This window comes from Paenibacillus sp. MCAF9 (assembly GCF_052114265.1).
Classification (GTDB): Bacteria; Bacillota; Bacilli; order Paenibacillales; family Paenibacillaceae; genus Pristimantibacillus.
Genome location: NZ_JBFREL010000004.1, coordinates 188,284 through 213,030, shown reverse-complemented (window position 1 = coordinate 213,030; position 24,747 = coordinate 188,284). Strand labels below are relative to the sequence as shown.

Below are 24,747 nucleotides of genomic sequence, written 5' to 3'. Positions count from 1 at the left end.
TCTTAATTGTAGCCGATAATACGCCCGCTTCCATGTTCAATATTATGTTTATTGTAATCGATATTCAGATCTTTTTTCGACATCTTTTTTTCATAACATAATAAAATGGCCATCTTAATCGCAAAAAAGAGACTGTCCTTTGAGTAGATCACTCTACTTAAAGGACAGTCTCTAATGTGATGCTTTATATTTAGCCTTCGAGAAGAAGTGCTTCTGGATCTTCTAGAAGCGCTTTGACGGTTACGAGGAAGCGAACAGCTTCGCTGCCATCTACGATACGGTGATCGTAAGACAATGCAAGATACATCATCGGACGGTTTTCCATACGAACGTCATCGATTGCTACTGGACGAATTTGAATTTTGTGCATGCCGAGAATACCAACTTGCGGTGCATTAAGAATTGGCGTGGACAGCAAGGAGCCAAATACGCCGCCATTCGTAATAGTGAAGCTTCCGCCTTGCAAATCAGAAATGGCAAGCGTGTTTGATCTTGCTTTGCCAGCAAGCTCAACGATATTTTTCTCGATTTCAGCGAAGCTTAGACGGTCCGCGTCACGTACGACTGGAACGACAAGACCTTCTTTTGCAGATACTGCAATGCCGATATCATAGAATTTTTTCGTAACAATATCTTCGCCGTCAATTTCAGCATTAAGCAGCGGGAATGCTTTAAGCGCACCAACTACAGCTTTCGTGAAGAATGACATAAAACCTAGGTTCACATCATTTTTCTCGAAGAAAGCTTGCTTGCGGCGTTTGCGCAAATCAAGAATCGCAGTCATATCCACTTCATTGAAAGTCGTCAGCATCGCTGCTGTGCGTTGTGCTTCAACTAGGCGGTTAGCAATCGTAACCCGGCGACGAGACATCCGTTTGCGTTCAGTCGGCTTCACATCTTTGCCTGCGTTAGCAGGTTCTGATTGTGTTAGCGGAGCAGATTTAACCGGAGTGGCAACCGCTGGCGCAGGTGCAGCAGCAGGAGCTTGTCCTTGCGCTGAAAGATCAATGCCTTGCTCACGAGCACGTTTACGAGCAGCTGGCGATGCATTAATCGTTGCTGCACTTTCAATTGCAGAAGAGGCAACAGGCGCCGCTTGCGCAGCAGCTGGTGCAGCTACTGCGGCAGGAGCAGCAACAGGTGCTGGCTCAGCTACTGCGGCAGGAGCAGCAACAGGTGCTGGCTCAGCTGCCGGAGCAGCAGGTGCGGCTGCTCCGCCCGCTGCTTCTCCAATCGAACCGATTGCTTCGCCTACAAGTACAACTTCTCCGTCTTGTTTAGCAATGCGAGATACAACACCGCTATTGTCTGCGCTAATTTCTATGTTAACCTTATCGGTTTCAAGCTCTAGTAGGACATCTCCCTGATTGACGGAGTCGCCTTCCTTCACGAACCATTTGGTAATTGTGCCCTCAGAAATGGACTCGCCTAGTTCCGGTACAATAATTTCAGCCATTAGTCACTACCCCCTAATCAAACTTGTTTCAACTGGTTTGCCGTTCAATGCTGTCGAAATAATCCATTTTTGTTCTGCGGCATGTACTTCTTGGTGTCCGCTTGCAGTACTTGAACGATCAGGTCTGCCAACGTAGCGAACAGCTGCCTTCTTAGGAGCTAACGCGCGAAGACGCGGTTCCATGAAGCTCCATGACCCCATGTTTTGCGGTTCTTCTTGTACCCATACGATTTCTTCAAGCTTGTCGAATTGCTTCACAATGCGTTCGATTTCTGCATGAGGGAACGGATACAGCTGCTCTACTCTTGCAACGCGCAGCCATTCATAATCTTCAGCATTTGTCGATGCAAGCGCCTCTTCAATATCGATTGCTACTTTACCGGTGCAAAGAAGCAAACGTTTTACTTTATCCTTCTGTTCCTTCGGCTCTGTCAGCTTGAATTGCGGAAGCACCGGCTTGAATGAGCCTTCGCTGAACGCAACGCCATGCGACGCAACACGAGGGTTGCGGATCAAGCTCTTAGGCGCCATTAGAACGAGCGGACGAACATGCTCCGTGCCAAGCGACGCTGCTTGCTTGCGCAGCAAGTGGAAATATTGAGCGGACGTTGAAAGGTTCGCAACGGTCCAGTTGTTATCAGCTGAAAGCTGAAGGAAACGTTCAAGTCTAGCGCTTGAATGCTCCGGTCCTTGGCCTTCATAGCCATGCGGCAGCAAAATCGTAATGCCTGATTTTTGCGACCATTTCGCACGGCCAGCTGAGATGAATTGGTCAAAAATAACTTGGGCAACGTTGGCAAAGTCACCATATTGCGCTTCCCAGATAACAAAGGTTTCAGGCGCAAATACGTTGTAGCCATATTCAAAGCCGAGTACTGCCGTTTCCGACAATGGGCTGTTATGAACGGCGAAGGATGCTTTCGCTTGCGGCAAAATATGCAGCGGCGAGAACTTAGCTGCCGTCGCATTATCATTAAGCATAATATGACGATGTGCAAACGTTCCGCGCTCCGAATCCTGACCGCTTAGACGAATAGGTGTACCGTCTGCAAGAATCGTTGCGAAGGCAAGCGTCTCGGCATGTGCCCAGTCAACCTTTTCCCCATCGTTCAAAGCTGAAGCTCTGCGCTGCAAAATACGTTGAAGCTTCGTATATTCTGTGAAGCCTTCTGGACGGTTAAGCAGCTCCAGATTGATTTCACGAAGCGTCTCAAGCGGAACTGCAGTGCGTACTTCCTCGCCTGTAGGAAGCGTTGTTTTGTTTTGCTCACCGCGAAGCTTCGGCTCGCCTTCCTTCGCTTTCATCGCATCATAGGCTGCTTGCAGCTTGCCGTTCGTACGTTGACGCAATTCTTCAACCTGCGCTTCCGTAATCGCCTTCTCACCCTTCAACTGCTCGCTGTAAAGCACGCTTACGGTCGGATGATTGCGAACCTTTGCATACATCAGCGGTTGTGTTACTTCTGGATCGTCCATTTCATTATGACCGAAACGACGGTAACCAATCAAATCAATAACAAAACCTTTATTGTAGCGGAGACGGTATTCACAAGCGAGGCGTACTGCTGCCAAGCAAGCTTCCGGCTCATCCGCATTTACGTGTACGATAGGAATGTCGAAGCCTTTCGCAAGATCACTTGCGTAATGCGTCGAGCGAGAATCAATGCTGTTCGTCGTAAAGCCAAGGCGATTATTTGCGATAATATGAATCGTACCGCCATTGTGATAACCTTGCAGCTTGTTGAAGTTGAGCGTTTCCGCTACAATTCCTTCACCAATGAAAGCCGCGTCGCCGTGAACGGCAATCGTCACTGCTTTCGCTGGATCTTGTGTAGGCATTCCCCGCTTGCTGCGATCTTCTTGAGCTGCGCGTGTGAAGCCTTCAACGACTGGATTAACAAATTCCAAGTGGCTCGGGTTGTTCGCAAGGGTAAGATTCGCACGAATCGTTTCGCCTTCCTTCACAGCTCTGTCAGCACCTAGATGATATTTTACGTCGCCGGTCCAGCCATAATTAAGGCCCATTGATCCTTCAGACGGAATAAGCTCTTTATTCGGAGCATGGTGAAATTCAGAAAATATTTTCTCATAAGGCTTGCCAAGTACATGCGTCAGTACGTTGAGACGACCGCGATGCGCCATGCCCATAAGAATATGGTGTGCTCCATCGTGTGCAACGGAGCGGACGATTTCATCAAGCACTGGCACGAGCATGTCTACGCCCTCGATAGAGAAACGTTTTTGTCCAACGAATGTCCGGTGCAGGAAGTTCTCGAAATACTCGACTTCCATTAGACGCTCAAGCAGCGCTGAACGTTCTCTTGCAGACAGCGGTGCTGGGAAGCTTCCCGACTCCGCCTGTTTGTTAAGCCAATTGCGTTCACTCTCATCATGAATATGTGTAAATTCATACGCCGCTGAACGGGTATAAATCTCTCTCAAGCGGTTGATTGCTTCCCAGCCATTCGAGATTGATGCTGGCGCATTATCCCAAATAAGCGATGCTGGAATAGAGGTTAAGTCCGCTTGCGTAAGTCCGAAAGTTTCTGGCTCAAGCAGCTTTGTATCAGCAGCAGGGCTGAAGCCGAGCGGATCAATATCTGCAGCTAAATGGCCGTATCTGCGAATGTTCAGCATTAGCTGATGCGCAGCGACAACCTTTTTCAACATATTTGAATCAATCGGACCAGGTGCTGCTGCATGTGATGCAGCCTTTTGCTCGCTTGGCTTAGCCGTAATGCTCGGAGCTTCTCCTTGTAGTGTAGCCGGAGGTTCCCCGAAACGTACAAAAAGCTCACGAACTGTAGACTCTACGGAGTCTGGATCAGTTAAGAAACGCTCGTATTGCTCCTGCACATACCCAAGGTTGGGGCCATAGTAGCTTTGCCAAGGCGAATAATTTCGCTCATCATGGTTGCTCATTGCAGAAAATTCCACCCTCTCTATTCATTGCCATCCTATTATTTTCTAAGGCGATGCTCGCCATACATGCTCGCCAACTTGCACTTGCCTAAATCGTTTTCAATAATAATCAAGCAAACACTAATCCCTTAACATATAAAGGGAAAAGTAAGAAAAATGAACATGTGTCAAGGACACCGTTTTATAGCTCATATATATTCTAGTACATAGTACGCTCTCCATCCATAACCATATTGGCATCGATATCATCCATTTGAAGCATTGATTGTCTCTTTTGGACAACTAATTGAGCATTAATTCTGATCTTGCTGCTCGATTGCATCAATTGAAGGCTTTAGGCCGTTTTTCAGCGCTTCCTGTAAAAATAAAATCGATTCTCGGTTCTGGTATTCACTTACCTCATGACCTGAAAAAGGATAATCATTTAGCTGCTTAAGCGATCGTATCCGATTGTATACGGCGTAGATGGTCTCTGGCATACACACGGTATCTTTCCAGCCAACCGACATCAACACAGGCGCCTTAATGCGTTCAGCCAAATTCAACAGGTCAAAATGAGCAAGCGTAGACAGCACTGCGTTGAGCCGATCAGGATACCTTTTAATGTACTGCGCAATTTCCGTAAGCGAGCTCGTCGAATTCATTAGGCCAAAATCCATATGGCACATGTTCGGAATATCGGCAACGACCGCGCTTACCTTGGAGTTCAGCGCTGCAGCAAGCAATGACAATCCGCCTCCTTGACTAGCGCCAACAACCGCAATCCGCGACTCATCCACCTCATCCTGTAGGGCAGCTGTATCCACTGCTCTAACCGCATCCATTGTAATCGCCTGGTAGTAGCTGCGCTCGGTATTCGTTATTCCCTGTGAAACCCAGCCTTTGACGAATCCTTCATCAGAGGTTAACAAGTTGCCTGTTTCGCCACCTTGCCCTCTAGCATCAACTGCAAATACGGCATAACCCAGCAGCAGCCATGCAGCATAACGCTCTGGTAGTCCCTTGTCGCCTGTATAACCCTGATAAATAACGACACAAGGCAGCTTCGCACCGTTTAATCCTTGCTGAGGAACGATGTACAACCCGTGAATAGGCGTATCATCTCCGCCTTTATAAGTTAAACGCTCCGTTCTCACCGTCGTGATTGGCGTTTCAACCGTTTGTCTCCTCACATCAAGCGGCCTCTCTGCATAGCTGTTTAATACATTTTCCCAGTATTGATTTAACTCTTCAACATCCATCGTTACGGATGGCCGATAAGCTAATAAATCATTTTTCCTTCTATTTATTGCATGCATATAAGTATACCCCTATTCCACTATGTATTTTCGTTCCGACACACAAAGAAATTGTTCTTTGAGGCATAAATAAAATAAGCTATCTCAAGTTTAACTCATTGAGCCAAACCAAAAATAGCCTTTTTTGAAAATGAATTGTTCATTATTTACCATAGGGCATTAACAGTTAGCACAGTTAGCAGATACAAGTTTTTTTCTTAACGCCTGCTTTGCCCAAAGAAACTGTTTTTTGGATATAATCACTAGCTAACGGGACCTTGCATGCTGTATTTCCGACATCTACATGCACCTTGCCGATGAATGCTGCAACGGCCTCTGCTTCTTCACGCAGCTCCGAGACATAAATACCGACAATCATAACGAAGGTGTTCATCGTATAACGAACACGATTTTGCTCCGTATGAATAGTTTCCTTTATTCTATTTAACAAAAAGCGAATTTCATCAAAATCCAGCTGCTCGTCCGGTGTAATAGAAATGTAATTCGCATAAGTGCTCCAGCCGCACGTTGACACCATCTCTTCCGAGGAGTCTATCCATTCTACTGCCAGCTCATGGGCAAAAGGGCTTTCCGCTGCGACACCTGCTACCGTATATTCCGCTGCCATGTACCAATAAGCTTGTTTGACCCATTGCTGCAGCGTCTCTTTAGCAATGGTTTTTGGATTAACTGAAAGTCCCGCCAAATACATCGCATCGCTATTACTGGACGCAAACAGCTTTAGCGCTAGCTCTTCGTCTTTTTTTACATATTTAACAAGCTTCTTCAAATCACCGATTTTCACACCAAAGAGCGGCTCCATCGCTCCATGACGAATAAAGGTCATTTTCGTTTGCTCATTGCCTAGCCGCTCTAATTCCTTCATTATCTCTTCATAGGTCATATGTCAGGCCTCCATTTTAGTCCACGTATTACTGCGCAAATAAAGGAGGTACGCCATTAGCGGCGAACCTCCAAATCATCACATCTCAAAGCTTATTCTTGATGTACAATCAATTCAACTAAAGTTCTAACCATGACGCCAGTAGCTCCCTTAGGCTCCCAGCCTCTGCTCGAATCCAGCCATGCAGTTCCGGCAATATCGAGATGCACCCACGGCAATCCTTCGGCAAAATGTCCAATGAACAATCCGCCGGTTATCGTACCGGCATATCTTCCGCCGCTATTTTTCAAATCTGCCGCATCGCTTCTAATCTGGCGCTTATATTCCGGATAAGAAGGAAGCTGCCAGATTCGTTCGCCAGCTCTCTCTGACGCAAGCTGCACCTGTTTGTAGAGCTCGTCATTGTTTGTAATAGCGCCCGTTGCGTGCGTACCCAAGGCTACGGATACGGCACCAGTTAAAGTTGCCACATCAATCAGCTTCGTTGCTCCCCTTGTAATTGCGGTCGTAAGTCCATCTGCCAGCACTAATCTGCCTTCAGCATCGGTATTCACAATCTCAACGGTATGGCCGCTCATCATGCGCAGCACATCTCCAGGTTTAATCGCTCGGTCCGAAGGCATATTTTCAGCTGTCGGAATGACTGCGATGACGTTGATTGCTGGTTTTAGCTCTCCAATGACGCGAATAGCACCCAGCACAGCAGCTGCGCCGCCCATATCGGAAATCATATCCTGCATGCCCTCCGCTCTCTTCAAGGAAATACCGCCCGTATCAAATGTAATTCCTTTTCCGATTAGTCCCCATGCCTCTTCTGAATTTGGATTGCCTTTATAGTGAATAACGATCATACGCGGTGGATTTATGCTGCCTTGACCAACGCCTAATAGACCGCCCATCCGCTGCTCAGCCGCGCTCCACTCGTCAATGACTTCAATTTCCAAATCAAGCTCACGCCCTAATTCCTCTGCATGATACGCCAACCGTTCTGGCGTAAGATCATTACCAGGCAGATTCGTAAGATCTCTCGCCAAAATGACCCCTTCAACATACAATCGGCCTTTTGTTATCCCTTGTGTCCATAAAGCCGCTTCCTCTGCGGATGCAGCTGCTCCCTGTGGTACGAGTGCAACCTCTTTCAGTGAAAATCGCTCCGCTTTCTCCCGTTTTAACGGCTGTCGATCATGAAGCGCGAGCAGCAAGCCCTCAGTCAGCGCTTGTGCAGTAGACTCCACTCCAAGGCTTGCAGCTGGCCCTTCAACAAGTGCATCAGACAGTAGTACTTGCACATTTACCGCCAATAATTTTTTCAATGCTTTGGCTGCAGCCGCTGCTGCAAGCCGCAGGCTCGTAGCTCCGCCATCCTGATCAAGTCCAACAAACACGATATGAGACGCAGGATACAATCCAAGCGTCGGCATAATCTCCGTTTGCTCCGAATCCGCTTTAAACAACCCTTTAGCATAACGCCCTCTAAGCGCTTCATCGATTTGCGGCTGTACGATTGGGGTAACTGCTTCTGATTGCGTCAACTCTTTTTTACTGACAAAACGAATAACCGCATCTACATTTGCTTGCTCTGTACCGCGAACCCCGTATGTAAATTGAATACTCATTATTATTTCCTCGCTCTCCAAATGGATTTACTTAACTGAATCCATTTCATTTGAATCGTTTCAATCGCTTTTTTCAAACTCATTATACCTAAGCGTTCTCCTCTTTGCCATGTTTATAATTGCAGACTTGTCACTTAGCTAACATGATATGAAAAAGCAAAATACTCCCCGCCCACGATTGGGGGAGAGCATCCGATTCAATTCAGCTAAGCCAATCTTTTTGTAGTGAACATTAAGCTAATGGCAGAGTCAGAATAAATTCAGTCCCTACCCCTAATTGACTATCTACTCTAATCGTACCGTTATGATTGCGAACAATTCTGTAGCTTACCGATAAGCCTAACCCTGTACCCGACTGCTTCGTCGTAAAGAAGGGGTCAAACAATCTGCTCATCGTTGCTTTGTCCATCCCTTTTCCGTTATCCTTAATAATAATTTCGGCAAATTGTCCATTTCCACGTGTAATAATATCAATAAGGCCTCTACGCTCGCTCTGAACTTCTTCAATCGCATCGAGTGAATTTTTAATAATGTTCAAAATAACCTGCTTCACTTGTTTAACATCAATCGAGACGAGATGCTCTGAGCAATAACACTCCGCTTTAATTTCGCAATTCCGCATCAAAGCTTCACTTTCTGTCAGAAGCACAACCTCTTTTATTAAATGATCGATAGACACCAATTGTTTCATTGGTGCTGATGGCTTGGACGAATTTAGAAATTCATAAATGATATCATTTGCCCGGTCGATTTCCGTTAAAATAATACGAGCGTATTCTTCTTTGCCCACTTCCAGTAAATATGGCCGCAATAGCTGAATAAAGCCGCGAATGCTTGTCAACGGATTACGAATTTCATGTGCAATTGCAGCAGCAATTTTCCCGAGCATGGCAAGCTTGTCGTTTTGCAATGCCGTCTGCTCAATTTGCTTATATTCAGAAACATCCTTCACGCTAATTAAAAAATCACCGTCTAACTGATCACCGTATGTAACCGTTACCAATAGATGTTTACCATCTTTGTGTTGGAACTCATAATATTTGCTATGCATGAGAAACATTTCTTTGTAGAGTCTAAGAACTGTTCGCTTCGTGCTGCTAGTAAGCCGCCGATGTCTTAATATTTCCTTTATCGTACAACCAATTAATGTTTTCCGAGGGATGTCGAGCAGCTTGGCCATTTGTACATTAATAAACGATAAAATTCCATCACTATCAAACAAAGCAATTCCACTGTCCATGTGCTGCAAAACATTTTCATACTTATTTTTGACTCGTTCAAAGGAGCGGTTGGACCTGAAAAGCATCTCACGCATTTCAGTGAATTTTTGGTCCGTTGATCTCTCTGGCTGCAAACGAAATCGGCAAGCAACCATAATCTCCATTAAAAATACAAAGGAACGATTATATAATCGCACAGCCTCCTCCGAGTCAACATTTGCAGCCAAAGACTGTATGCATTCCTCATGTACGGCAATAATTTCTTCAGGATTTATTCCGTAAAGCTCCTTGCCAAGCTCGTTAGCATGGAATAATGATACTTCCTTACCACTCCGAATATACTCGGCAAGCGCCGGGAAATAGCGCTTTCGAATGGCCAACATCTTGTACTCCTCCCCGGCAGCATCTATAAATAACGGTTACAGTTACTACTAATCATAGGGCGAGTTTACAATCCCTGTCAATCGGAAATCCTGTCGAATTATGCACCTTAAATAGGCAAAAAGTCTGCCCGAAAGTCATCTAGGACTTTAGCCTAAAGCATTTATTTCCTGCTATTTGTTCATTTTTATATCGGAAGTCTAATCATTATTGTTGCTCCCCCGACCTTTATACCATCGATCCCAATCGTGCTTCCATTCCTTATTTTTTTTATCATCATCTCGATTTTTCCAATTATGATTTTCCTGATTGCCTTGATGACTGTTTACGTTATTATTGCGATTATTGTTGCTATCATTGCGATCTCGATTTCGATCATTGTCATCATCATTATTATTTCGATCATGATTATGATTGTTATTATTTTTGTCGTCATCGTTATGATCGTTTTTACCGCCGCTCGGCATTGTAGGCTGAACTGGCTTCGTTGGTTTCCCTGGCGTAATTACCGGCTTGTTGCCCCATGTCCCGTTTTTATTGGGCTTATTAGTTGCGTTGCCTTTATTTACTCCGCTAACGACAGGCTTATTTGGTTTTTCTACTTTTACAGGCTTGTTTGCAGTTGGAGTCGCAGTCGGTTTAATCGGTTTCGGTTTTGGCTTTGTTTCTTCCTTTTGCTGCTTAACCTTATCCTCTTTCTCCAGTGCTACCAGCTTCTTGAGCTTTTCTTTGCTCGTATCTCCCGCATTGCTTACAATCGTCTTCACTCCGCCGATAGACGCTGTTGCCTGATCGATGGATTGCTTTTTCAATTGCTCCAATTCGATACTATAGCCTTCATCCTTTGCCATTAAATATACGGCCATCTTGCCTGAAGAAATACCATTTATAGCTGCTTCCTCACGCACCTCATTAGGCAGCGACAACGTTGTAATTGTAGCACTTGCTGCTTCTGCCTCAAGCTGAGCGAGCAGCATTTTCAGTTTCTCGTCGACTTTTCCCGTCAAAATATTCTCAAAATCGCCTTTACTCGCAAATTTGTCGTCTAATAAAACACTCGTAATAAAAATATCCTTGTTTGGCGTATCCAGATAATGTGAGCCTTTAGCCCTCTCCAAAATAGAAGCAGCAACCTCTTCCACATGAATACCTGCGTATTTGAGCCCTTTAATAATGACTTCTCCATCTTCATTAAGTGCGCGAAGCTCACGTACTTTCTCGTTTTCATCGACGCCTAGCTCTACGCTTGGATTAATATCCATGCTCACGTAAGCAACTACGGATTGTGAGTCTCTTTGCATGAAAAATAAAAGTGGAACAAACAGAATCAAAATTAGAGCGGCAGCACTCCCATACCAATAAATCGGCCTCTGGATGACGCGCTTCTTAAACTCTTCTTCGAATGTCACTTCTTCTCCGATTTGTGTAGTTCCCTGAATAGGGGCCTGCAAAAATTGACCGTCTGCCGTCATCACAACTGCATACTGCTTATGAATGCTCATAACGACTCCACGTTTCATTTGCTTGCCTCCTTATTCTCGACGATGCGCTCATCGGATATATGTAAATAATCATGCATGTAAGGGTATGTCCCGGAAATGATTAGTGCGATAGCAATAATATATTTTCGATTTCTTTCCACCGTTTTGCGGGAAACGCCGCACATTTCGGTCAGCTCTTTTACAGCCAACTTATTCGTTTGCCTTAAAGAATCTAATAAGTCCGTTTCACTTACGAGCGTTTGCGCGATACCAATCAACAGCTTTCTTGAATCGGTATGCTTGGGAGAATTGTCTACCAATTCTGCAAAGGAAATGCCAAATCGCAAAAGCTCTTGATTAAGCTCAGTGATCTCAAGCCTTCTCTCGTCCTCTGTGCGCTTCATCTCAAATGCATTCATCGCTTGTCTTGTCTCGACTGAATTATATTGAGGCTGCTCCTCATCCTCTGAGTCGAACATACTGTAAGGCACAACCTGAGAATGCCTCTGTTCTTTCCGGACATGGTCAATAAGCCGACGACGAATGACGGTTTCAGCAAATCCGAGAAATGATTTTCCAGCACTGCTGGAAAATTGATTGATGGCTTCATTAAAAGCCAGCAGCGCTATGCTGAATTCATCATCTCGACTCGGATCGATATACCGTTTACAAAATCGACTTGTAACTTTTATTATATAAGGCTTATAGTCTGCTATGAACTGCTCACGCAGCAGCTCGTCACCTTCACGAATTTGAGCAACCCATTGTTCTGGAGTGAGCTTCTGCTCATCCTCTGCTGCTTTGGCAGAAACAGACTTCCGCAGAAAGCGTTTGAACAAAACAAGTAACAACCGCTCCACCTCACTATTAGTATGATTCGTTTCTGTCTGCCCGGTTTCGGGGGGTACATTCTGAGAAAATCTTAATTTACATTTAAAAGCATGTTTAGTGCCCTTTATATCGCCAAAGAACCGTTGATTGAGAAACAAACGAACTTAAAAAATTACAAAATGATACATTTTTATATTTTCAAAATAAAGAAAAGCCCCCGTGAAGGAGGCTCACCATTCATGTTTAAAAAACTAAACGGAAGTACGGCGTTGACGGAGCTTATTCCTTCTATTGTTAAGCATCCCTAGACGCTTCTTAAGAACAAGCTGCCATTCCGTATCCTCAATTTGCTTGGCAAAGCTTAGCAAATCAAGCGCCATATCGATTTGACTGTGGACAACATCCATTGGATCCTCATTCTCATGGTTAACACAATTCTCAAGCAGCGCCTTGCCTTCTTGCTCTACGTACTCCTGAAAATCAACCTCAGCAGCACCGTCGCCATGTGCATATTCGGCTAGTATCTCATATTCATTTTCGATTAGATAATGAATATCTACACGGTGACAGACAGGACAAAACATAATGGGCACATTGTGAATATGCGTCCGAATATGCTTAAGTGTACCTTTTGTTCCAATCATACTAGCTCCACAGCAAAAACTCATTGACGACTCCTCCTCAAAGGTTTACGTAGTAAACCTATCTTCGTAAGCATCAACTTAGGCTTGCGTAAGCAAACCTGTCTTCATAACCATCAACTAAAGTTTGCGTTAACAAACCTATCATTTTTTATTATCTGTTGCTAAGTATACCATATTCGCTCTGCATGGACGAAATTCCTGCTTTCTCCTCACATTATCCGTATCCCTATGTAGACAAAAACAAAACCCGTACCATTAAATGGCACGGGTTTTGTTAATACTGCTATTCGAAATATATTATTTCGATACCAAAGTTTGTTGACCTGGTTTCCAGTTGATTGGGCAAAGACCACCGGATTGCAAAGCTTGCAATACGCGAAGAGTTTCGTCTACGCTGCGGCCAACGTTGTTGTGGTTAACAACTTGATATTGTACTTCTCCTTCTGGATTGATGATGAATAGACCGCGTAGAGCGATACCTTCTTCTTCAATCAATACACCGTAGTCACGAGCTACGCTTTTCGTAATATCAGCAGCAAGAGGGAATTCAAGTTGACCTAGACCATTATCGTTAACCGGCGTGTTGATCCATGCACGGTGACTATGTTTGCTATCAATGCTGACACCAAGAATTTCAGTGTTCAAGCTTTTGAATTCAGCTGCAGCCATGCTAAGTGCAGTAATTTCAGTTGGACATACGAATGTGAAATCTAGTGGGTAGAAGAACAATACCAACCATTTTCCTTTATAATCTGCAAGTGATGCTGTACCGAAATCTTTACCGTCACCTGTTGCTGTTTCCATTGAAAAATCAGGGGCCTGACGGCCTACCAAACGCTCTGCCATAATAGAAAACCTCCTTGACCTATCCATAAATTTTATTGTTTATGTCACTTCGTCTGTGTGACTTACCTAGTAAATAGTATCACTAGTTTATAAACAAGTCAATATTATAATTAATATTTATTTATAATAATTATAATCTAGATGTTATTTTCTTAGAGCAGCTACGATCAAATCGCCCATTTCTGTTGTGCCAATTGCTGTGCTCTTATCAACAGCAATATCACCTGTACGGTGGCCTGCATCAAGAACTTCTTTCACCGCTGCTTCAATTGCTGCAGCAGCTTCGTGGTAACCAAATGTAAGGCGGAACATAAGCGCTACGGAAAGGATTGTTGCAATTGGGTTGGAGATGCCTTGACCCGCGATGTCAGGTGCTGAGCCGTGTACCGGCTCATACAAGCCGAAGCTGCCTTCTCCAAGCGATGCAGATGAGAGCATTCCGATTGATCCAGTCAGCATTGCAGCTTCATCACTAAGAATGTCGCCGAACATATTTTCTGTTACGATGACATCAAAGCTCGAAGGACGGCGAAGCAATTGCATTGCACAGTTGTCAACAAGCACGTGCTCTAGCTCTACCTCTGGATATTCAGGAGCGATCCGGTTTACCACTTCGCGCCATAGGCGGGATGTTTCTAGTACGTTTGCTTTATCAACAGAAGCAAGACGTTTGCCGCGAGTCATTGCGATATCGAATGCTTGACGAACGATGCGCTCGATTTCTTGCACGTTGTATACGCATGTATCAACCGCTTCTTCGCCGCCAGCGCCTTCACGACGGAATTTCTCGCCAAAGTAAATACCGCCAGTCAATTCACGAACAACGATGAGATCCGTGCCTTCAAGCACTTCTGGCTTCAAAGTTGAAGCTTCTTTCAAGCAATCGAATACGGTAGCTGGACGAATGTTTGAGAAAAGGCCAAGTGCTTTGCGAATGCCTAGCAAGCCTGTTTCTGGACGAAGCTCCTTGGAGTTGTTATCCCATTTTGGTCCGCCTACTGCGCCAAGCAATACCGCGTCTGCACCTTTGCAAAGGTCAAGTGTTTCTTGCGGCAATGGTGTGCCTTTTTCGTCGATTGCAATACCGCCGAACAAACCGTGTTCTGTTTCGAATTTGTAGCCGTAAAGCTCCTCGGTTTTTTTGAGCACTTTAAGCGCTTCGCCAACTACCTCAGGGCCGATACCGTCGCCGGCAATAACTGCAATTTTTTTAACTTCTGACATAATAATGTAACACTCCTCGTTTTGAGTTAAACTTGTCCATTCAACGTTTTCAAAAATATAAGAATTTATAAGTTTGTTAGCTTATAAAGGGCTTATATTTCACCGTCAAAGCTATTTCAGCGTCCAAAGGACGCTAAAGCGTTTTTGCTTGGCGAATCCTGTTGAAAAGTTCAAGTCTACACATTCATTCTCATTCTATTATCATTTGTACCATAAAAACGAGTTGATTACCAAGATATAAAATCTATTTACTCTATAGGCTGTAACTATAGGGTAATTGATTATCCCTTTTTTGAAGCTATATCTATCAAAGAACAAAAAAACAGTCCGCCCAAAGGTTATACTCTGGCGAACTGCTTTTCATTTAGATTAGACTCATCTTATCGCGGCGGCCTGGCGTCTTGCGCTTCTCGATCAGTCGATTAAGTGCATCGATGTATGCTCGCGCGCTAGCTTCAAGAATGTCCGTGCTAAGTCCACGTCCTTGAGCAGAAACATCATCCTGCTTTAGTACAACATGAACCTCACCTTGCGCATCCTTGCCTTGCGATACGGATTTGATCGAATAATCTTCAAGCTCCACGACTTCCTGTGTCACCTTGTCGATCGCGTTATAGATGGCGTCTACGGAACCGTTGCCGATTGCCGCTTCATCTATGACCTCACCCTCCGCTTTACGAATCCGAACGGATGCGCTTGGCGTAGATTGATTGCCATAACTGACTTGGATCATTTCTAATTTGAATACTTCCGGCGTATCAATGAGCTTCTCTTCTAGCAGAGCAAGAATATCCTCATCACTTACGGTTTTCTTGCGATCTGCCAAATCTTTAAATTTAGCAAATGCAGCATTAACCGCTTCGTCCTCAAGCTCATAACCTAGGTCGATCAGCTTCTCACGGAACGCATGGCGTCCTGAATGCTTGCCAAGCACCAGCTTGGATTCCTTCAGTCCGATCGTATCTGGTGAAATGATTTCATACGTCGTTTTTTCTTTCAGCATGCCATCCTGATGAATACCAGATTCATGCGCGAATGCGTTGGCACCCACAATTGCTTTGTTGCCTGGAACGACCATGCCCGTCAGCTTGCTGACAAGGCGGCTCGTCTTGGCAATTTCTTTCAGGTTCAGCGTCGTTTGAGCTCCGAAGTAGTCAGGACGCGTAGCAAGCGCCATTGCAATCTCTTCGATCGCTGTGTTACCTGCGCGCTCCCCAATACCATTGATCGTACCCTCAACTTGATCTGCACCATTCAAGATCGCTGCTAGCGAATTTGCAGTCGCCATGCCGAGATCATTGTGACAATGTGCGCTCAGCTGAATTTTTTCGATATTCGGAACATTTTCCTTCAATACCTTGAAGATGTTCCCGAATTCTTGCGGATTCATATAACCGACCGTGTCCGGAATGTTTACGACCGTTGCTCCCGCTTTAATGGCCATCTCGACGACTTGACACAGAAAGTCCAGCTCTGTACGTCCTGCATCCTCTGCTGAGAATTCAACTTTGTCAAAATATTGCTTTGCATACCGAATGGCACGCTCTGCCGTTTCAAGCACCTGCTCCTTCTCCATCCGCAGCTTGTGCTTGCGGTGAATCGGACTTGTAGCAAGAAATACGTGAATGCACGGATCCTGTGCGCCGATAAGCGCTTCACGAACAGCATCGATATCCTGCTCACGCGAGCGTGAGAGTCCGATAACTGTAGCATTTTTAACTGCTCGTGCTACCGCATTAACTGCAGCAAGGTCTCCCGGAGACGCAGCAGGGAAGCCAGCTTCCATGCGGTCCACTCCCAGCCTTTCAAGCTGAAGGGCAATCTCTACCTTTTCCTTCGTGTTCAGGTTAACCCCAGGAGATTGCTCTCCATCACGAAGTGTTGTATCGAAAACATATATTTTCCGCATTTGTGCAATGCACCTCCGTGAACAAAATGATCCCGGTGCGCTCGGACCACATGGCGATACTACGTGCTCATCGTCAAACGATCCGGCGAACCGGGATATTTTCCTACATTCTATCTTTTATTACTTCTTGATCCAGTGCATCAATTCACGAAGCTGTGCGCCTGTTTTTTCAATCGGGTGAGCAGCTTCATTACGGCGAGTAGCTGTAAGCATTGCACGGTTCGATTGGTTTTCCAAGATGAAGTCACGAGCAAAACGACCGGATTGGATATCTTCCAATACACGTTTCATTTCTTTTTTCGTTTCTTCAGTAACAATGCGAGGACCAGTTACATAATCGCCGTATTCAGCTGTGTTGGAGATAGAATCGCGCATGGACGCCATTCCGCCTTCATACATCATATCAACGATCAATTTAAGCTCGTGCAAGCACTCGAAGTAAGCCATTTCTGGAGCGTAGCCAGCTTCAACAAGCGTTTCAAAACCAGCTTTAACTAGTGCAGTAGCACCACCGCAAAGAACGGCTTGCTCACCGAACAAATCTGTTTCTGTTTCTTCTTTGAAAGAAGTTTCGATAACGCCTGCACGAGTACAGCCGATACCTTTAGCATATGCAAGACCGATAGCTTTAGCATTGCCAGTAGCATCTTGTTCAATAGCGATTAGTCCAGGAACGCCAAAGCCTTCTTGGTACGTACGGCGAACCATGTGACCAGGAGATTTTGGAGCTACCAAGAATACATCTGTATCTTTGTTCGGAACGATTTGTCCGTAGTGAATGTTGAAGCCGTGGGAGAACATAAGAGCCGCGCCTTTTTTCAAGTTAGGAGCGATTTCATCATTGTACACTTTCGCTTGTGTTTCATCAGGAAGCAAAATTTGAACAACGTCAGCCACTTTAGTTGCTTCAGCAACTGTAAGTACTTCGAAACCATCTTTTTTGGCAACGTCTGCGGATTTACCAGGACGAAGACCAATAACAACTTTCAAGCCGCTGTCGCGAAGATTTTGTGCTTGAGCGTGACCTTGGCTGCCGTAACCGATAACTGCAATTGTTTTACCTTGTAGTACGCCTTGATCAGCGTCTTTTTCATAGTACATTGTAACTGCCATATTAATAATTGCCTCCTTTAGTTTAACCCTTTTGAGCGGGTGTTTAAGCAGAGAATGACCCTTAAGCAGCGGTTCTCCCCTTAAACTCCCGCTCAAAGCGGGATGTTGAATGATGAACTCTTCTTACTTGGAATTGCCTCTGTTTAATGCTGTTACTCCTGTGCGCGACAGTTCACGAATGCCATACGGTTTAAGCAGTTCAACCATAGCATCGATTTTTTCAGTGTCCCCTACTACTTGTACCATAAGCGAATGAGTGCCAATGTCCACAACCGCTGCGCGGAAAGTTTCAACAACACCTAAAATTTCCGGACGAGATGCTGGCTCTGCATTCACTTTAATGAGTGCAAGCTCGCGGCCAACCATCGGATTTGAGCTAAGATCAATGACCTTAATAACGTCAATCAGCTTATAAAGCTGTTTCGTTACTTGCTCGAGCGTATGATCATCACCAGAAGTGACGATGACCATACGCGACAAGCCTGCTTCTTCACTGGAACCAACCGTTATGCTTTCAATGTTGAAGCCGCGGCGTCCAAACAAACCAGATACGCGCTGTAGAACGCCGGGCTGATCGTTAACGATTACTGCGATCGTGTGTTTTTTCATTCCGCATCCCCCATGATCATTTCGTCGATGGTGCTTCCTTGCGCTACCATTGGGTACACGTTCTCTTCTTTGCGAACGACGAACTCAACAACAGCCGGACCAGGATGGCGTAATGCTTCTTCCCATGCAGCACGCGCTTCTTCTTTGTTCGTTGCGCGGAAGCCTTTAACTCCGTAAGCTTCTGACAGCTTCACAAAGTCTGGGCTGCCTGAGAGATCAATATGACTGTAGCGGTTGTCATAGATAAGCTCCTGCCACTGTCTTACCATACCAAGCACCTGATTATTGATAATTACTACCTTAACCGGAATGTTGTTAATTGCGCAAATTGCAAGCTCTTGCGCACACATTTGCATCCCGCCGTCACCATTAATGGAAACGACTACGCGATCCGGATTCGCCATTTGAGCTCCGATAGCAGAAGGGAATCCGAAGCCCATTGTGCCTAGCCCTCCGGAAGTAACCCATGAACGAGGCTTGTTGAACTTGTAATACTGAGCAGCCCACATTTGATGTTGACCAACGTCAGTTGTTACAATCGCATCGCCATTCGTTGTCTCATGGATCAGCTCAACAACCCACTGCGGCTTAAGCTCAACATCAGAATCCGTATAGCTGAACGGATATTCCGCACATGAAGCTTTGAGCTTCGCACGCCAATCATCCGCTTTGTCTGCACGTTTCGCAAGCTTATTCACAATTTCAAGAACAGTCTTTACATCACCGACAATCGGAATGTCTGTTGGTACGTTTTTGCCGATTTCCGCTGGATCGATATCGATGTGTACGATTTTCGCCAGTGGAGCAAAGCCCGCAAGCTTGCCGGTTACGCGGTCATCGAAGCGAGCGCCAATATTAATTAGCAAGTCTGCGCTTTGAATCGATTTATTAGCCGTATATGTGCCATGCATGCCTGGCATGCCTAGGAATAAATCATTGCCGCTTGGGAAAGCTCCCAAACCAAGCAATGTTGTTGTAATTGGTATTTGCGTTTTAGTAACGAATTCGAACAGCTCTTCATGTCCGCCAGAGTAAACAACTCCGCCGCCTGCTAGTATAAGCGGGCGCTCCGCTTGCTCAATCGCCTTAATCAGCTTATCCACTTGATTTTTGTTAGGCGTAACTGTCGGGTTGTAACCACGGATGTTAACTTCTGTTACTGGCTTGAACAATGTCTTAGCCGCTGAGATGTCCTTCGGAATATCGATCAATACTGGACCTTTGCGTCCCGTGTTGGCAATATGGAATGCTTCGTGAATAATACGAGGCAAATCCTCAACGTCGCGAACCAAGTAGCTGTGTTTAGTGATTGGCATTGTAATTCCCGTAATGTCTGCCTCTTGGAATGCATCGCTGCCAATCAGACTGGAGATGACATTACCGGTAATAACAACTAGTGGTACGGAATCCATATATGCAGTTGCAATTCCCGTCACGAGGTTTGTTGCACCAGGACCTGATGTAGCGATACATACGCCTACTTTGCCGCTTGCGCGGGCGTAACCGTCTGCTGCGTGAATCGCGCCTTGCTCGTGCCGTGTTAATAAATGATTGAAATCGGGGTTTCCGTGCATCGCGTCATAAATGTACAACACTGCTCCACCTGGATAGCCGAACACACAATCTACACCCTCAAGCAATAGACTTCTTAGTAAAATTTCCGAACCAGAAATAACCTCAGGTTTCGAAATTCTTTCCTTCATTTCCTCTTTTGACTTCAGTGTTGCACCTTGCGTTATCATCAGTCATCCTCCTCTCAGAAAAAACAAAAAAACCTCTCGTTCCTCATGCTCCAATACGAAGCAACGAGGGACGAAAGGTATATCTTCCGTGGTACCACCCAAATTCGTTACACATCTCCCGATGTATAACCTCTACAAGTAAGAACGTCATGCATATACGTTCTACCAATGGCACTGTAACGCTTGCCCTGCGATTCCCCCTAATAGGCAACACATGGTTGCTTTTCAAGGAAACAGCTCCGAGGTGAGCTCGTAGAAAAGGGATTTTGGCGATGGTTGCAGCTAATCCATCCGCTCTCTGTTCAAAAGGGCCCTAAGCACTTCGTCCTCATCAATGCTGATTTTGTATTTACCACACGGTACGAATACCAGTACGTGGTAGATAAGACTTTCCTTATTATATGCCGTGAATCTCAGTTCGTCAAGAACCATAAACAACTCTTGTTGTAAAACGTATTCGGCGCAATCCTTTAGCGCGCTACATATACTAGTTTAGCCCTAATGCGGCAAATTCATGCTGCGTCCCAGATCCATTTGGCGCGGTAGAAATGGAATGATGAGCATGATTCGTATTTATGAGCCTAGGTATGATCAAGCCGAAGTGGTTCGCCTCATTCGCAATGAGCTTATTCCCTTATCTCATACGGTACACCAACATGATGCGCAAACGATTCGAGAGCTTCCTAAGCGTTTCCGTCGTGGCGTTACTTTTGTAGCATCCTTATCTAAAAAAAGCCCTCCAGTCTCCTTCATCCATTTTGAAGTGATGGGTGAGGTGCTTTATTTAGATATGATGGTCACGCATCCTGATCACCGGAATAGACAATGGGGCAGAAAATTAATAGCTCATAGCGAAGCTTACGGCAAAACGCAGAATTGCAAAGTTGCCAGGCTGTTTGTCGATCAGGTTAATGGTAAAGCACATCAACTCTATAGTAAGCTTGGCTACTATACCGTCCAATACTATCCTGAGCTGCGCTGCTACGAATTACTTAAACCGCTCACCCCGCTATGATTACTTAATTGCCATTAAAAACCGTTGTAGCCCTGGTTTCCATAACCGCCATAGCCAGCATTGCCGTTATAACCAGCATTGCCACCATAGCCACCATAGTTGCCATTGCCGTATTGGTTAAAATTGTTGTTGCAGCAGTTGCCGCCGCCGTAGCCACCGCCATAACCACCACCAAAGCCGCCACCCCATAAAGGAAGCGTGCCGATGGCAAGAAGGTCAAACAATACGAGAGGCAAAATTGCTTTCGTTTGCACGAGCTTGCCTTTGTCTTTTTCGAGTGGAGCGACGATCAGTTTATTTTGGTGTACCCGAACGAGCTTGCCAGTGACGACAGAGCCGTCAGGACGTACTGCATAAATGGATTTGCCGACCAGTTTCCGTACTTGCTGCTTGGAAACGTTACGCATGCGAAATCCCTCCCTTCCCGTTGTCCTACAGCATATTCGCGGAGGGTGGCATCCGTCTGTTTATTTGTCCTCTGCTCCAATAAATGTGCGCATGTTGGTTCATCTTCGCAAAAAAAAACGCAAAAAAGGCTGTCCAAAAATCATCGATTAGATGACTTGGACAGCCCTTATATGCGGTCAACGCCTAAGCGTTAATTTTTTCTTTTGCAATGCCAGCAAGCGAGTTGAACGAAGTCATATCGTTAACTGCAAGGTCAGCAAGGATTTTGCGGTTTACTTCTACGCCCGCAAGTTTCAAGCCGTGCATGAATTTGTTGTACGAAAGTCCGTTAATACGAGCTGCCGCGTTAATACGAACGATCCACAGTCTGCGGATGTCACGTTTTTTGTTGCGACGGTCACGGTAAGCGTACATTAGGGACTTACCAACTTGCTCCTTCGCTGTTTTAAACAGACGATGTTTCGAACCGAAATAACCTTTAGCTAGCTTTAGAATTCTTTTGCGACGACGAGTGCGGACAAAACCGCCTTTAACTCTTGCCATGAGTGGAAACCTCCTGTAGGTTGAATTAGCTTATTTGGTGTAGCTTATTATTACAAGTTAGCAAGGCCTTGTTTCAAACGACGAACATCGCCAGCAGCCATAAGCGGTTGGCCAGCAAGTACGCGTTTTTGACGACCGGATTTGTGTGAAAGCAAGTGGTTACGGTAAGCTTTGTAACGTTTTACTTTACCAGTTCCAGTAATTTTAAAGCGGTCTTTCAGACTGCTGTGAGTTTTCATCTTAGGCATATCAGTTATCCTCCTTAAAGTTCTTCATCAGTTGTTAGCTGTTGGTTTTGGGTGCCAAAATCATAATCATGCTCCGGCCTTCCAGCTTAGGAGCGCGCTCAACGCTGCATAATTCGGCAACCTCTTTTGAAAGACGATCCAAAATCTTTTGGCCTAGAGAAGCATGAGCAATCTCACGACCGCGGAATCTTACGGATGCTTTCACTTTATCGCCTTCATTGAGAAACTTAACAACGTTACGAAACTTCGTTTGGTAGTCATTTTCATCAATGTTAGCACGGAACCAAACTTCTTTAAGATCAACGATCTTTTGGTTTTTGCGTGCTTCTTTTTCTTTCTTCTGCTGCTCATAACGGAATTTTCCGTAGTCCATGATGCGGCATACCGGCGGTTTAGCCGTCGGTGCGACGTTCACCAGGTCCAAATTCAGCTCGATAGCAAGCTGCATAGCATCGCGAATGGATTTAATACCGATTTGCTCGCCTTCAGCGCCTACTAAACGCACTTCTCTGGCCCGGATTTCATCATTGATTTGATGTTCTCTGCTAATAACGTGCCACCTCCAAAAATGGTTTGTTCATGTCTCCACGCAATAAAAAAATGCGGGTTCGCTCGAACCCGCATCTCATAACCGTACATGTATGTCAGAGCATCACTTCAGTTGAAATGATGGAATGACTAATCGATTATCGCGAACCAGCCAGCCTGAGCCGAAAGGTGAGAAGCGGGTGCTTCTGCTTGTGCGTATTAAGTTAGTTGTAAATGTTACCGTGTTACTATACCATGGCCTACAAAGCCTTGTCAACAAGCGATTACACTTGTTTGCTTTGAACTTCTTCAAGACGGATGACGCGTGTATGCTGGGTATGACTCCACTTTTTGTTGTTTTGCGTGAAGAATGCATGCACCGTTATCGGCCACCATGACAAGGTGAACAATAGAAAGGTCGGAATCCGCAAATATAGCTTCCACGAAACTTTAGCCATATACATGGATAAAGGTATTTGCACAAAAATATATGCCATGTACGGAATGCTTAGCCAAATTGGAAGCAGGTTGTACACGGAGGTGACGTTATCTCCGCCTGACAGAAGGATGTCTCCCCAAATGATCGCTGCAATAAAAAATCCAGCCAAATAATTATAAGCATTGAACACATAAAGGGCCGCATCAATCTTCGTCATGCTGCGATCCTTGATTCCCTGCCAAAGCAGAGGAAGCATATGTTTACGAGTAACATCAAAGTGTCCTTGCATCCAGCGAAGCCTTTGGCGAGCTGATGCTTGGAACGTAATCGGCTTCTCGTCGAACACCTTTGCCTCAAAGTTGAACTTCGGATAAATTCCGCGTTTAATGCAGCGGACTGTAAATTCTAAATCTTCAACCAAGCTTGTAGCTCCCCAGCCCATTTCCTGAAGCAGCTTTGAATCAAAGCACATGCCTGTTCCACCTAGAAAGTTGGCAAGGCCAAGATTTGTACGCGGAAGCTGCCAAAGCCGGTTGCAGAACCAGTAGTTGATTGCATTTGCTGAGCTGACCCAAGAATCATTTGGATTTTTTGTATCCAGATAACCTTGAATAACTCGGAATCCATTGCTCAAATCATTGTTCATGTACTGCAAGAAATCAGTCGCTACAAGGTTATCGGCATCAAAGATCGCTACGCCGTCGTAGCTCTTTGGCATAGCCCACAACTCTTTAAGCATCCACTCAACTGCAAAGCCCTTGCCGCGTTGATTTGGATTTTCACGAACACATGCATATACTCCATCATAACTATTTACAACATCGACTGTACCATCGGTGCAATTATCGCAAATTACAAAAATATCATAAAGCTCCCGTGGATATTTCATTTTTTGCAAGTTTTCAATCAGTGCGCCAACAACCTGCTCTTCGTTATGAGCTGCTATCAGCAGTGCGAATGTTTTTTTCGGTGCATGAGAAAGATCTTCTTTTTTACGCCGCCATCCGAAAAACGTTAAAAACAGCTGATACACACCTAGCAACGCAAATAGAATTTGAACCACAAACATAATCGTATTGAACATGCGGCATTACCCCTTTAGACCCCATTTTTTTTGCTTTTTTTCAGCATCCACCCGTGGCTGCCGTAAGCTTTTTATTATATATTTTCTCTTTGTATGAGTGTTTCTCTGCAAACACTCTCGGACCTTAATTGATTCTCCACAGAAACAACTTCTTTGTCAAAAGTTGAATTAGTCTTCATTGCGCTTAATCTTGGCAGAAAAACGCTTGCATTGCACACGGATGAATACATTACCTCCTTTTACGACGACTCAGCCTTATTTTCAACCAATTGCTAAGTTTTTAGCACTAACGTCCTTATTTACGTTA

The 24,747-nt window shown here is 45.1% G+C and carries 21 protein-coding genes and 1 other annotated feature; of the genes, 1 reads left to right on the top strand and 20 read right to left on the bottom strand.

Features of this window, described 5'->3' with window-relative positions; translation table 11 throughout:
* Window positions 1–190: 190 nt before the first annotated feature.
* From odhB to ilvB, 15 genes are all read right to left on the bottom strand, one after another.
* Window positions 191–1,456: a 2-oxoglutarate dehydrogenase complex dihydrolipoyllysine-residue succinyltransferase gene (gene odhB / locus AB4Z45_RS09020; RefSeq protein ID WP_441908819.1), complete on the bottom strand. Its 1,266-nt coding sequence runs from the start codon at window positions 1,454–1,456 to the stop codon at window positions 191–193.
* Window positions 1,457–1,462: 6 nt separating this feature from the next.
* Complete coding sequence (locus tag AB4Z45_RS09015; protein ID WP_076267998.1) at window positions 1,463–4,378, bottom strand: 2-oxoglutarate dehydrogenase E1 component; 2,916 nt, start codon at window positions 4,376–4,378, stop codon at window positions 1,463–1,465.
* 293 nt (window positions 4,379–4,671) lie between these two features.
* Window positions 4,672–5,676, bottom strand: a complete 1,005-nt coding sequence (locus tag AB4Z45_RS09010; RefSeq protein WP_441908817.1) for an acetylxylan esterase — start codon at window positions 5,674–5,676, stop codon at window positions 4,672–4,674.
* 175 nt (window positions 5,677–5,851) lie between these two features.
* Window positions 5,852–6,559 (bottom strand): DNA alkylation repair protein, encoded by a 708-nt coding sequence (locus AB4Z45_RS09005; protein WP_441908815.1) that lies wholly within the window; start codon window positions 6,557–6,559, stop codon window positions 5,852–5,854.
* A gap of 92 nt (window positions 6,560–6,651) precedes the next feature.
* Window positions 6,652–8,175, bottom strand: coding sequence for a leucyl aminopeptidase (locus tag AB4Z45_RS09000; RefSeq protein WP_441908814.1), 1,524 nt, complete (start codon window positions 8,173–8,175; stop codon window positions 6,652–6,654).
* A gap of 232 nt (window positions 8,176–8,407) precedes the next feature.
* Window positions 8,408–9,778 (bottom strand): ATP-binding protein, encoded by a 1,371-nt coding sequence (locus AB4Z45_RS08995; RefSeq protein WP_441908812.1) that lies wholly within the window; start codon window positions 9,776–9,778, stop codon window positions 8,408–8,410.
* Between the two features lie 198 nt (window positions 9,779–9,976).
* On the bottom strand, window positions 9,977–11,296 hold the full coding sequence (locus AB4Z45_RS08990; RefSeq protein ID WP_441908810.1) for an anti-sigma factor domain-containing protein: 1,320 nt from the start codon (window positions 11,294–11,296) through the stop codon (window positions 9,977–9,979).
* Window positions 11,293–12,108: an RNA polymerase sigma factor SigI gene (sigI, locus tag AB4Z45_RS08985; protein WP_441908809.1), complete on the bottom strand. Its 816-nt coding sequence runs from the start codon at window positions 12,106–12,108 to the stop codon at window positions 11,293–11,295. Before sigI ends, AB4Z45_RS08990 begins: the two co-directional genes overlap by 4 nt.
* 231 nt (window positions 12,109–12,339) lie before the next feature.
* The gene (locus AB4Z45_RS08980) at window positions 12,340–12,756 is read right to left on the bottom strand and encodes a hypothetical protein (protein ID WP_076268004.1); all 417 of its coding nucleotides are present in this window, start codon (window positions 12,754–12,756) and stop codon (window positions 12,340–12,342) included.
* A 273-nt stretch (window positions 12,757–13,029) separates the two neighbouring features.
* Entirely contained in the window at window positions 13,030–13,578 is a 549-nt protein-coding gene (locus tag AB4Z45_RS08975) for a peroxiredoxin (RefSeq protein ID WP_076268005.1), read from the bottom strand.
* A 144-nt stretch (window positions 13,579–13,722) separates the two neighbouring features.
* Complete coding sequence (gene leuB, locus AB4Z45_RS08970) at window positions 13,723–14,802, bottom strand: 3-isopropylmalate dehydrogenase (protein WP_339207563.1); 1,080 nt, start codon at window positions 14,800–14,802, stop codon at window positions 13,723–13,725.
* A gap of 364 nt (window positions 14,803–15,166) precedes the next feature.
* Entirely contained in the window at window positions 15,167–16,711 is a 1,545-nt protein-coding gene (locus AB4Z45_RS08965; RefSeq protein ID WP_076268007.1) for a 2-isopropylmalate synthase, read from the bottom strand.
* A gap of 120 nt (window positions 16,712–16,831) precedes the next feature.
* Window positions 16,832–17,824, bottom strand: coding sequence for a ketol-acid reductoisomerase (gene ilvC, locus AB4Z45_RS08960; protein ID WP_076268008.1), 993 nt, complete (start codon window positions 17,822–17,824; stop codon window positions 16,832–16,834).
* Between the two features lie 123 nt (window positions 17,825–17,947).
* Complete coding sequence (ilvN, locus tag AB4Z45_RS08955; RefSeq protein ID WP_076268009.1) at window positions 17,948–18,433, bottom strand: acetolactate synthase small subunit; 486 nt, start codon at window positions 18,431–18,433, stop codon at window positions 17,948–17,950.
* A complete protein-coding gene (gene ilvB, locus AB4Z45_RS08950; protein WP_076268010.1) occupies window positions 18,430–20,175 on the bottom strand; it encodes a biosynthetic-type acetolactate synthase large subunit in 1,746 nt (581 codons plus the stop codon). Before ilvB ends, ilvN begins: the two co-directional genes overlap by 4 nt.
* 514 nt (window positions 20,176–20,689) lie before the next feature.
* Between ilvB and AB4Z45_RS08945 the strand changes: the two genes are divergently transcribed.
* Entirely contained in the window at window positions 20,690–21,190 is a 501-nt protein-coding gene (locus tag AB4Z45_RS08945; protein ID WP_083681944.1) for a GNAT family N-acetyltransferase, read from the top strand.
* 14 nt (window positions 21,191–21,204) lie between these two features.
* Here AB4Z45_RS08945 and AB4Z45_RS08940 read toward each other — a convergent pair whose 3' ends face one another.
* From AB4Z45_RS08940 to AB4Z45_RS08920, 5 genes are all read right to left on the bottom strand, one after another.
* On the bottom strand, window positions 21,205–21,597 hold the full coding sequence (locus tag AB4Z45_RS08940; RefSeq protein WP_441908808.1) for a hypothetical protein: 393 nt from the start codon (window positions 21,595–21,597) through the stop codon (window positions 21,205–21,207).
* A gap of 184 nt (window positions 21,598–21,781) precedes the next feature.
* Window positions 21,782–22,141, bottom strand: coding sequence for a 50S ribosomal protein L20 (gene rplT, locus AB4Z45_RS08935; protein WP_054028358.1), 360 nt, complete (start codon window positions 22,139–22,141; stop codon window positions 21,782–21,784).
* Between the two features lie 50 nt (window positions 22,142–22,191).
* Entirely contained in the window at window positions 22,192–22,389 is a 198-nt protein-coding gene (gene rpmI / locus AB4Z45_RS08930) for a 50S ribosomal protein L35 (RefSeq protein WP_076268012.1), read from the bottom strand.
* Between the two features lie 34 nt (window positions 22,390–22,423).
* On the bottom strand, window positions 22,424–22,921 hold the full coding sequence (gene infC / locus AB4Z45_RS08925; protein ID WP_144376751.1) for a translation initiation factor IF-3: 498 nt from the start codon (window positions 22,919–22,921) through the stop codon (window positions 22,424–22,426).
* Between the two features lie 56 nt (window positions 22,922–22,977).
* Window positions 22,978–23,135, bottom strand: a sequence feature (ribosomal protein L20 leader region).
* Between the two features lie 66 nt (window positions 23,136–23,201).
* The gene (locus tag AB4Z45_RS08920) at window positions 23,202–24,440 is read right to left on the bottom strand and encodes a glycosyltransferase family 2 protein (protein WP_076268014.1); all 1,239 of its coding nucleotides are present in this window, start codon (window positions 24,438–24,440) and stop codon (window positions 23,202–23,204) included.
* Between the last annotated feature and the right edge of the window lie 307 nt (window positions 24,441–24,747).

Excerpts from the sequence above, each read along its gene's own strand:
- AB4Z45_RS09015 (WP_076267998.1), bottom strand. The coding sequence starts at position 4,378 with ATGAGCAACCATGATGAGCGAAATTATTCGCCTTGGCAAAGCTACTAT.
- rpmI (WP_076268012.1), bottom strand. The coding sequence starts at position 22,389 with ATGCCTAAGATGAAAACTCACAGCAGTCTGAAAGACCGCTTTAAAATT.
- AB4Z45_RS08940 (WP_441908808.1), bottom strand. The coding sequence starts at position 21,597 with ATGCGTAACGTTTCCAAGCAGCAAGTACGGAAACTGGTCGGCAAATCC.
- AB4Z45_RS08990 (WP_441908810.1), bottom strand. The coding sequence starts at position 11,296 with ATGAAACGTGGAGTCGTTATGAGCATTCATAAGCAGTATGCAGTTGTG.
- AB4Z45_RS08975 (WP_076268005.1), bottom strand. The coding sequence starts at position 13,578 with ATGGCAGAGCGTTTGGTAGGCCGTCAGGCCCCTGATTTTTCAATGGAA.
- leuB (WP_339207563.1), bottom strand. The coding sequence starts at position 14,802 with ATGTCAGAAGTTAAAAAAATTGCAGTTATTGCCGGCGACGGTATCGGC.
- ilvB (WP_076268010.1), bottom strand. The coding sequence starts at position 20,175 with ATGATAACGCAAGGTGCAACACTGAAGTCAAAAGAGGAAATGAAGGAA.
- odhB (WP_441908819.1), bottom strand. The coding sequence starts at position 1,456 with ATGGCTGAAATTATTGTACCGGAACTAGGCGAGTCCATTTCTGAGGGC.
- AB4Z45_RS08995 (WP_441908812.1), bottom strand. The coding sequence starts at position 9,778 with ATGTTGGCCATTCGAAAGCGCTATTTCCCGGCGCTTGCCGAGTATATT.
- ilvN (WP_076268009.1), bottom strand. The coding sequence starts at position 18,433 with ATGAAAAAACACACGATCGCAGTAATCGTTAACGATCAGCCCGGCGTT.
- AB4Z45_RS08965 (WP_076268007.1), bottom strand. The coding sequence starts at position 16,711 with ATGCGGAAAATATATGTTTTCGATACAACACTTCGTGATGGAGAGCAA.
- AB4Z45_RS09000 (WP_441908814.1), bottom strand. The coding sequence starts at position 8,175 with ATGAGTATTCAATTTACATACGGGGTTCGCGGTACAGAGCAAGCAAAT.
- AB4Z45_RS08920 (WP_076268014.1), bottom strand. The coding sequence starts at position 24,440 with ATGTTCAATACGATTATGTTTGTGGTTCAAATTCTATTTGCGTTGCTA.
- AB4Z45_RS08945 (WP_083681944.1), top strand. The coding sequence starts at position 20,690 with ATGCTGCGTCCCAGATCCATTTGGCGCGGTAGAAATGGAATGATGAGC.
- rplT (WP_054028358.1), bottom strand. The coding sequence starts at position 22,141 with ATGGCAAGAGTTAAAGGCGGTTTTGTCCGCACTCGTCGTCGCAAAAGA.
- AB4Z45_RS09010 (WP_441908817.1), bottom strand. The coding sequence starts at position 5,676 with ATGCATGCAATAAATAGAAGGAAAAATGATTTATTAGCTTATCGGCCA.
- AB4Z45_RS08980 (WP_076268004.1), bottom strand. The coding sequence starts at position 12,756 with ATGAGTTTTTGCTGTGGAGCTAGTATGATTGGAACAAAAGGTACACTT.
- ilvC (WP_076268008.1), bottom strand. The coding sequence starts at position 17,824 with ATGGCAGTTACAATGTACTATGAAAAAGACGCTGATCAAGGCGTACTA.
- AB4Z45_RS09005 (WP_441908815.1), bottom strand. The coding sequence starts at position 6,559 with ATGACCTATGAAGAGATAATGAAGGAATTAGAGCGGCTAGGCAATGAG.